Source organism: Lysinibacillus sp. FJAT-14222, from assembly GCF_001278875.1.
In the GTDB taxonomy this organism is placed as follows: Bacteria; Bacillota; Bacilli; order Bacillales_A; family Planococcaceae; genus Lysinibacillus; species Lysinibacillus agricola.
Genome location: NZ_LIYL01000001.1, coordinates 194,985 through 202,956 on the forward strand (window position 1 = coordinate 194,985; position 7,972 = coordinate 202,956).

Sequence of the window (7,972 nt, forward strand, 5' to 3'; positions counted from 1 at the left end):
AAATAACATCATGTCTCAGTAGCTCAGCCGGATAGAGCAACGGCCTTCTAAGCCGTCGGTCGGGGGTTCGAATCCCTCCTGGGACGTCATTATTGCGGTATAAACCGCGTCAAATCAACCTTCTAGCGTAGTTTTATAGCGGTCAATGAAGCGGTCTAACTGCGGAAATTGAAACGCCTTCTAACTAAACGTTAGGAGGTTTTTTTGCGTTGTCTAAAAAAAGAAACGGTTTAAATGTAGGTACGGATTTAAACGGAATATTCAGCGTGGAGGATAGCGAGAACCCGATCGTTGTTAATCCGAAGTCTGCGCTATCTATCGAAAAAGCGTTAGAAATTATCGTTAGACAGATGCGAGCGAGTGGATTGCGTGAGCGTACTGTTCACGATTATAAAACGTACGTAAACGATTTTGTTCGTAAGACAGATGTTGAATACTTGCTTGCTATAGGTGCTGACGCCATTTATGAATGGTTAGGGCAAATGAAAGTGAAGGATACGACAAAGCGCGTTCGTTTGAAGTGTTTCTGCGCGTTTCTTGGCAAGTGTTTTAATAATGGTTGGCTTAACGATATGTTTTGGAGAAATATCAATATTCGCGTGGACGAGCCTATTAAGGTTGGTGCGACGGAAGATGATGTATTTAATGTTCTGCGACAGCTTGACCTATCTAATTTTATTGAGTTGAGGGACGCTGCTGCGATATTAACAATGTATCAAACGGGTATCCGACTTGCGACATTATCTGCATTGGAAGAACGCCATGTGGATTTAGAGAATCGTTTACTCCGTATTGATGGCGCACTATTAAAGAATCGGAAAGTTATATTATTGCCGTTTGATATGCGGTTGCAGAAAATATTCGAAGTTTTGTTCAATCAGAATATGATCATTCGTGAAGAAAAGGGATTGGAGAATAAGTTCGTATTTCTAACGCAACAAGGTAAAGGTATCGTTAACGATGAGTCGCCTAAGTCTAATGCGATTGCTAAACGTTTGAATTATTATAAGCGGAAGTTTGGTATCGAGAATATAAATCCGCACGCACTTCGCAGAGGTTTTGCCAAAGATATCTATAAACGCAGTAACGGAGATTTAGCGCTAGTTTCAAAGGCATTAGGTCATAGTGACTTTGCTGTAACTGCTCGTTATCTGCATTTAGATCCAGAAGAAATAGCGGACAAGCTACGTGAATTTAGATAAAAGAAAAAGCCTAGCGCTCCAACGCTAGACTTTAACTTAACACGATTAACACTAATTGCCTGCCAGCGATAGTGTTCACTCACAACTTAATATGAGCGATGATATGCCTTCATTTTACCTCGAAAAATAGTAAAATGCAAAGGCTTGCTTTCCTATTGTCTTTTTTAGGAACGCTCACTGACGAGAAGCCGTTAAGCGTCATTAAAAAACACGTCAGGTTACGCCGAGCCAACGCAGTGAATTCGGCTATATCGCAGATACACGTTTCCCTGTTAACGTAGCGACGAATAGCGAGCACGGCTTTACGGTGCGGTAGGTTTACTGGCTCTTTACGGAGAGGGCAACTATGACCATGCGTTAATACGCGCATACAGGACAGTAATTGTATGAGGTCATAGCGGAAGAAATTCCGATACGAACAGGGCAACGAGTAACCTCAGACGTCACATGACGCTAGTTATTGCGTATTTACTTTATGTCGCTTACTACTTTATTACGTGGTTTGCGATATAAGGTAAATACGTTTCAGCCGATTTCCTAGAGCGAGCGCCATTCTGCTAGTTATTGGGTGCGATTGTCAAGTGTATAATAAATACAACACAATTTAAAATAAACCATATTGAAATTGTATTTCTCTGTTTATCTATATTTGCAAATGTTTTCTTTCGGTTCTTAAAACTAAATTATATCTCGAAATATCCGTATAATAGATATGGAAAACTATTATTAGTTACTAATATTGTATATAATTGTTAATGTTTATATTTAGTAAATGAAAAGGCGGGATTTACGTTGACAGGTTCTAATGGATTTAATATTGGTGATTTAGTAGGGCTTTCTGAACCATTAACAAAACTTATTGAAGTTGTTTCGTGTGGCTTAGGTAAAATTTATGAACCGACTAATATAAGAAGAACTGCAAAAGCAAAAGCTGATGAAATTAAACTTATTAGTGATGCTTTAGTACAAAACAATATGCTACCAACAAACTATTCAAATGGTGACATTTCGATTGATACCACTAACAGTGAAGAGTTGTTCAAACGAGCTGGAGAACGCATGATATATCAAGAAATTCTCAAACAACAGAATATTGATTCTGTCATTAATACTGCATTTGATGAATTAGAAAATACTGATGAAGTATCTGAAGATCCAGTTGATAAAGATTGGATTACGCGTTTTATGAACTCTATAGAAGATATTAGTAATGAATATATGCAAGAAATTTGGGGTAAATTATTAGCTGGTGAAATTAAACAACCAAATACATTTAGTTTAAGAACTCTTGAAAAGTTAAAAAATTTAACACAGCATGAAGCGGTATTATTCAAAAAAGTATCGGAAATAGCATTAATTGATGGAAATACTTCTCATATTTACAGAGGGGGTGACCTACTAGATAGTGTTGGAATAAATTACGATGATTTACTAGTTATGGAGGAGTGCGGTCTGATTACAACTGCAGAGCTAACATATTCGATTAATGTGAAGCCTAATTTTAAAATAACTCTGAGTAACGAAGAACGTTTTGCGTCATTTTATAATACATCGGAAAGCTCTAAAATTATTGAAATACCAGTTTATAAAATTACATATAGCGGTACGCAATTATTAAAAGTAATTCAATCTAACCCTGATAATGATTTCTTTATTTCATGTATAGGAGAACTAGGGATGAAGAATTCACAAGATTTCTCAATTAATATCTATCCAATTACCGGTCTATAAATACTCTATCAAACATTTATGACATGTAAAAAACTACATAGTAGTATTTGTTGGATCCATGCTATTATTCCTGAGCGGATTTTATATATTGAAATTTGTGAAAAAACGTTCGTAAGTAAACGGAGAAATACGGAATGCCTACTGCTCCGAAAAAGAATCCGAAGTAATAAGAAAGACGATAGCCGTTATTGGCCGTCGTCTTTTTTGTTGTCTACCCATTCTATACGCTTTCCAATTGCCACAGCTATTTGATGTGCCTCGTCATAGCGTAATGATCCACGACTCAATTTGTTCGATAAGTTTTGTACTGACGTCTTTTTATCCTCAGGTAAATCCTTATTTAATCTTTCAACAAGTTCAGTCATAGTAATACCAGTAGCTGCTAAATAGCTCTTAATTTCGTTTTTAATATTCATATAAAACACCCCTTTTTACTCTACAATAACACGTTTGTAAATATTTTTAAACCCTTTCGTGTAAAGTTATTGACTTATTAAACGAATTAGTTTAAATTTAAACCATAAAGAATAAAGAGGGGGCCTTTACAGATGAATCAAACAATTGAAAACGTAGCTTTAGACGAAAATACAGAGGTAGCGATAGTTACAACGCATTTAGAGGAGGATATTAAACTTGTTACATGTGAGTATAATCGTGAAGCCACGTTATTTATCGACGATGAAGATTATAGCTTAGATTACGAAGATGCTGCAGACATTTTAAAATGTACCAGCGGAGATATAAGAAGGAAGATGCTGAGAGGCTACTTACGATTACTAACAGCTAAAATTGCTTAATACGTAATATCAAGTAAATACAGGTATTGATACATGTAAATATACATTCATGAATACATGTACGACGCGTTGCAGAGCGAAATACCGGATTTCATACAGTAAATACATGTATGAAGTTTAAAACGCTCGACGTCGCGTGATTTCCAAATTGCTGAATCCTACTTGCGCCAACGAGTCGGATTTAGAAAGAGAGAAACCGAACGCCTATAGAAATTCAATTGCGACTGAATTAAGCATCCATCAAATTGTTACGCATTTAATATAAATACTCACTCGCGCCAACGGGTCGAGTCGTCCGTTTTGCTGCCAACATTACGGGCAATATACACGATAGAGTCAGCGCCAACTGGCTTTAGCAAATATACGAAAGATCATTGCGCCAACAGTGGTCGTTGAAAGCTAGGTGCGCCAACGCCTAGTTTTTCTTATTATTTTTCAACTGACTTTTTGCTTCATTCATAATGGTTGCAATTAGCTCATCCTTCGTTAATTTAAAATTATTTCCGCCATAATGAAACTCATCTATCATGTCACTTATGATGAACCATTCTTCAAGGTCTTCTGGGTAATCAATATCTCGAATCACCGTATTTATATCATAGACTATATCAACAGCGTTATTCTTATCTTGTAGTATTTTTTCAGATAAATGCAGAATGTAATATCTAGCACACTCTTCATATGAAGGTTCTTGCAACTCCAGCTCACTTAACGCTCTTCCAAAGTAATCCTCTACCTCAAAAATATTAAGAGGTTCTCTTAGGGAAGATAAGATATTTAAAGAAAACGATGAACAATTATTTTCCAACATACTGAAAGCCCAATTAATATAATCGACAGCCTTAACATTTTGATTTTGATATATTTTATAAAACAATAGTAAAGTATCCGTGTTACATCACCTCTAACGAATTTTTTATTTTATTATACCAAACAACAAAAATACCAATTAGGAATTTTAGTTAACAAGGCTTTTGAAACAATCTTTACTAATGAAGAGTGGAGCATAGTGCCTTCATTTCGCCTTTATAAACGCGGCTAGAAACGGTTTTAAATCGCAAGTCGACGTATTTATCATACGAAGGCTAGAACGCTTAAAACAAAGGAGAATTGAACGTTTAAGTCAGTAAGAATAAATTTTTTCGATAAGTTGTCCAAAAATAGGAGGTTGTAGTGTGCGTTATATAGTAGAAGAAAGTTTTTCGGGAAGAGTGCGACGTCGCACCATTTGACGATAGGGTGGCACGAATATTGCATATCGAAAGTGGCTTTACGTATAGAGCGAGTAAGGCTGAACGGCATTCTGGCGGTAATTAGGGGTATCAGAGTAGATACGCTTTAGCAGTACCAAACCGGATACACGAACTATACTACTTTCTTTTTAACTAAACTACTATCTTTAAAATATTACGTCATGTAAACGGTTATCAACACGGTAAACACCGACACCATACGTATTGACTATAAGAAGAACTATATCTAACGAGAACTAGCGTTTAAGAAGATAAAAGATATTACGAGTCTTTATGCTGACGCATAAATCCTCTATGTCGCTATCGCTCCATATCAATATATTATTGATGGTATCTAGCGATTGTAATAATATCAATGTAATAGATAGATGCGGAATTATTTTGCGTTCTTTGCAAAATGAGGACGCAAAGGTTTTAAATGGTTGTTCCAACCAAACGGAAACTTTACCGATACATATTATTTACCGTTGATGTTGGGCGCTATCCTTTCGTAATACTACTGATAAGATAGACAAGATGTTCATTCGATGTGACTCAACATACGATATATGCTCATTTTACAGCATTTTAACTACGTAAATAACTACATATTGTATTTTTAAGTTGGTGTCCAACGGGACGTAAAAGGCAGGTAATTCTACGATTTTGGGACGTAAAAGGCAGGTAATTTTTGAAGGGGTTGTGATTATGAAAATTCAAAAAGGACAAGTTATCGAGGAGCTAGCGTACGAAGCTAATCCTGGGGCAGGAGCAATAGAATTTATGAGCGAACTAATCGAGCAATATCTGGATGAGTACCACGACGAAGAAATGCTGATTCGTGACATTGAAGAAGATAAGCCAGAAATCTTTGCAGAAAAGCGAGTAAGACGCTGTTGTGCTTGTGGCCATTATTTCCGTGATAAGTCGCAGAATAATTCAGCGGTAACATGCTCCGATAATTGCCGCAGTAAAAAGAACGTGTACCTACGTAATATCAAGCGCCGTGAACAGAAACAAGCGGAGGGCACTTCTCATTTATCGCGTGATATGTATTTTAACGACGAGCATGGATTTTGGACCGATGAACAAGCGATGATACAGTCTGACCAACGACATATCGTAAATACGAGCGATTTTGAAAAGACAGTAGCTCGATCGCAGAGAAGGCAGCAAATCGGCGGTAAGAAACGAGTTACTTCGCAAAATATTGATGATATTCAATCGACTACTACCAGCCGTTCTCGCGAGTTTTGGGGTACGACTTGGGCTACGGCGTATGATGACAAGAAGTAATTTCATACTGCGGTCATACCGTCTAATAGTGGAATAGCGATTTTTTAGATGGTCGCAAAGATTAGTTAGGTTGAGTTTTTAGGTGGTTAATGGCTATACATTATAGGTAAATAGAACGATTTTATAGGGAGGCTGCACACAGCTACCATGTTTTGAGCCTTACCTTATAGAAGGTACTGAAAATTTTCAGCAACCGAATGGTCACTTTTAGCCGTTTAGTTGGCTATATAGGTGGGAAAGGCACTATAACACTCACCTTTTAGGCGTTTAGTTATCTATATATTATGAAGGGAAGTCTTCGTCACAAAATAGCGTAGTTGTTGGTTATACATTATAGGAGAGTATTTCCGCCCTTTTTGTATAAAACATTGGCATATACAATATGTAGGGAGTTTTAGCCATAATTTTATATAAAACGTATCTAGCTTAAGAGTACGGAGAATCACTAAACTCCGATACGAGACAGCAATCGTAAATTCAGAGAGTGTACACAATTCTAGTATTTTTTTATATAAATATGGCATGTTTTTAACTGTTTCATGGCTATACCTTATGAGGAAGTAAAAACTTTCATTCACTAATACACTATTTGTTGTTTTAGACACCTATACAAGGGAAGCCATATTTTATGCGATAAGTCATTATATAGTTTGAGGAAGTAAATAACTTAAATTCAAGCGGTCCATTCGGGCGGCTTTTTTTAATTGGCTTAATTTGTAGTTATTTTATTACTAACAAGGAGGTAATCGGAATGGCATTAACTGCAAATCAGATTAAGTATTATCGTGAAGCATTCGGCATCACACAAGGACAACTCGCTAAACGTATCGGAATCACGCCGGTTATGCTCGGCTTTATCGAACGTGGCGAGCGTACTCTACAATCAGTAGCAATACGGGCCGGAATGGCTTTACTTGAAGTGAGTCGCCAAGTCACGGCAGCAACCGAAGAAATTCAATCGCTAGCCGACGCTTTACAAAAATAAAACGGAATCAGAAAAGGAGAAGATATGACATGACAGCATTATCAGTAGGCAAACAATTAGTACAATTAAACCCAACGACACGACGTAAGGCTATCGCACAAAAACAAAACTATGTAGTAAAAGACGGCAAGCCTTACAGCTTAGAAACAGGAGAATACTTAGGTGATCTATTTACTCATGACTTAGTACCAAAAATGACAGAATCTAAATTCCGAGCTATTGAATCAATTCAGGCGTTAGGTTCCCACGAAGAAGAAAACGGAGGATTTGTATTCGCCTTCTTTCAGCAGTCACGAACAATAATTGAACGTTTCCCATCATTAAATAACGCTGACATCGCTCGATTAATGTATCTTGGAACATATATTGCATGGAACACCGGACGATTGCAATACGACAACGGCAAGGTAATCAATCGCGAAGGCTTTGAAAAGTTAACGGGGCTTAGTAGCAAACGTGCTCGCGAGTTATTCAGTCGTTATTGCCAGGAAGGTATCATTTCAGAGTCTGAAGGAGCGCTATACATGAATCCAAGGGCACTGAAAAAGTCCATAGCTTCTCACATTGCGAGGTATTCAACGATTAAATCGTTGAATGCCTCGCTTTTTTCATTTGGCACTGTGACTCTACTGTTGTTTTCCGAAGCATTCCACTCGCTTTCCGCGGGCGAGCGCCGAGCCCATAGCTGTCAACTTAAGAAAAATGTGTATTCCTTTTAAAAAGTTGGTA

At 37.2% G+C, this 7,972-nt stretch carries 8 protein-coding genes and 1 tRNA gene; 7 read left to right on the top strand and 2 right to left on the bottom strand.

The genetic code is table 11. The annotated features are described in order from the left end of the window. Positions 1–12 precede the first annotated feature (12 nt). The 3 genes from AN161_RS00770 (at position 13) to AN161_RS00780 (ending at position 2,933) form a co-directional block, all read left to right on the top strand. A tRNA-Arg gene (locus AN161_RS00770) sits at positions 13–86 on the top strand. Between the two features lie 123 nt (positions 87–209). Continuing rightward, positions 210–1,202: a tyrosine-type recombinase/integrase gene (locus AN161_RS00775; protein WP_053592465.1), complete on the top strand. Its 993-nt coding sequence runs from the start codon at positions 210–212 to the stop codon at positions 1,200–1,202. Between the two features lie 792 nt (positions 1,203–1,994). Continuing rightward, positions 1,995–2,933: a DUF2806 domain-containing protein gene (locus tag AN161_RS00780; RefSeq protein ID WP_053592466.1), complete on the top strand. Its 939-nt coding sequence runs from the start codon at positions 1,995–1,997 to the stop codon at positions 2,931–2,933. A 185-nt stretch (positions 2,934–3,118) separates the two neighbouring features. Here AN161_RS00780 and AN161_RS00785 read toward each other — a convergent pair whose 3' ends face one another. Beyond that, a complete protein-coding gene (locus AN161_RS00785; protein WP_053592467.1) occupies positions 3,119–3,349 on the bottom strand; it encodes a DUF6471 domain-containing protein in 231 nt (76 codons plus the stop codon). A 132-nt stretch (positions 3,350–3,481) separates the two neighbouring features. Between AN161_RS00785 and AN161_RS00790 the strand changes: the two genes are divergently transcribed. Next, positions 3,482–3,730 (top strand): hypothetical protein, encoded by a 249-nt coding sequence (locus tag AN161_RS00790; protein ID WP_053592468.1) that lies wholly within the window; start codon positions 3,482–3,484, stop codon positions 3,728–3,730. 415 nt (positions 3,731–4,145) lie between these two features. On the opposite strand, the gene AN161_RS00795 is transcribed toward AN161_RS00790, so the two are convergent. After that, entirely contained in the window at positions 4,146–4,607 is a 462-nt protein-coding gene (locus tag AN161_RS00795; protein WP_053592469.1) for a hypothetical protein, read from the bottom strand. A gap of 1,063 nt (positions 4,608–5,670) precedes the next feature. Here AN161_RS00795 and AN161_RS00800 point away from each other — a divergent pair. The 3 genes from AN161_RS00800 (at position 5,671) to AN161_RS00810 (ending at position 7,962) form a co-directional block, all read left to right on the top strand. Further along, positions 5,671–6,258 (top strand): hypothetical protein, encoded by a 588-nt coding sequence (locus tag AN161_RS00800; RefSeq protein WP_053592470.1) that lies wholly within the window; start codon positions 5,671–5,673, stop codon positions 6,256–6,258. 751 nt (positions 6,259–7,009) lie between these two features. Beyond that, complete coding sequence (locus AN161_RS00805) at positions 7,010–7,243, top strand: helix-turn-helix transcriptional regulator (RefSeq protein WP_053592471.1); 234 nt, start codon at positions 7,010–7,012, stop codon at positions 7,241–7,243. Positions 7,244–7,272: 29 nt separating this feature from the next. Further along, positions 7,273–7,962 (top strand): hypothetical protein, encoded by a 690-nt coding sequence (locus tag AN161_RS00810; RefSeq protein ID WP_053592472.1) that lies wholly within the window; start codon positions 7,273–7,275, stop codon positions 7,960–7,962. Positions 7,963–7,972 lie beyond the last annotated feature (10 nt).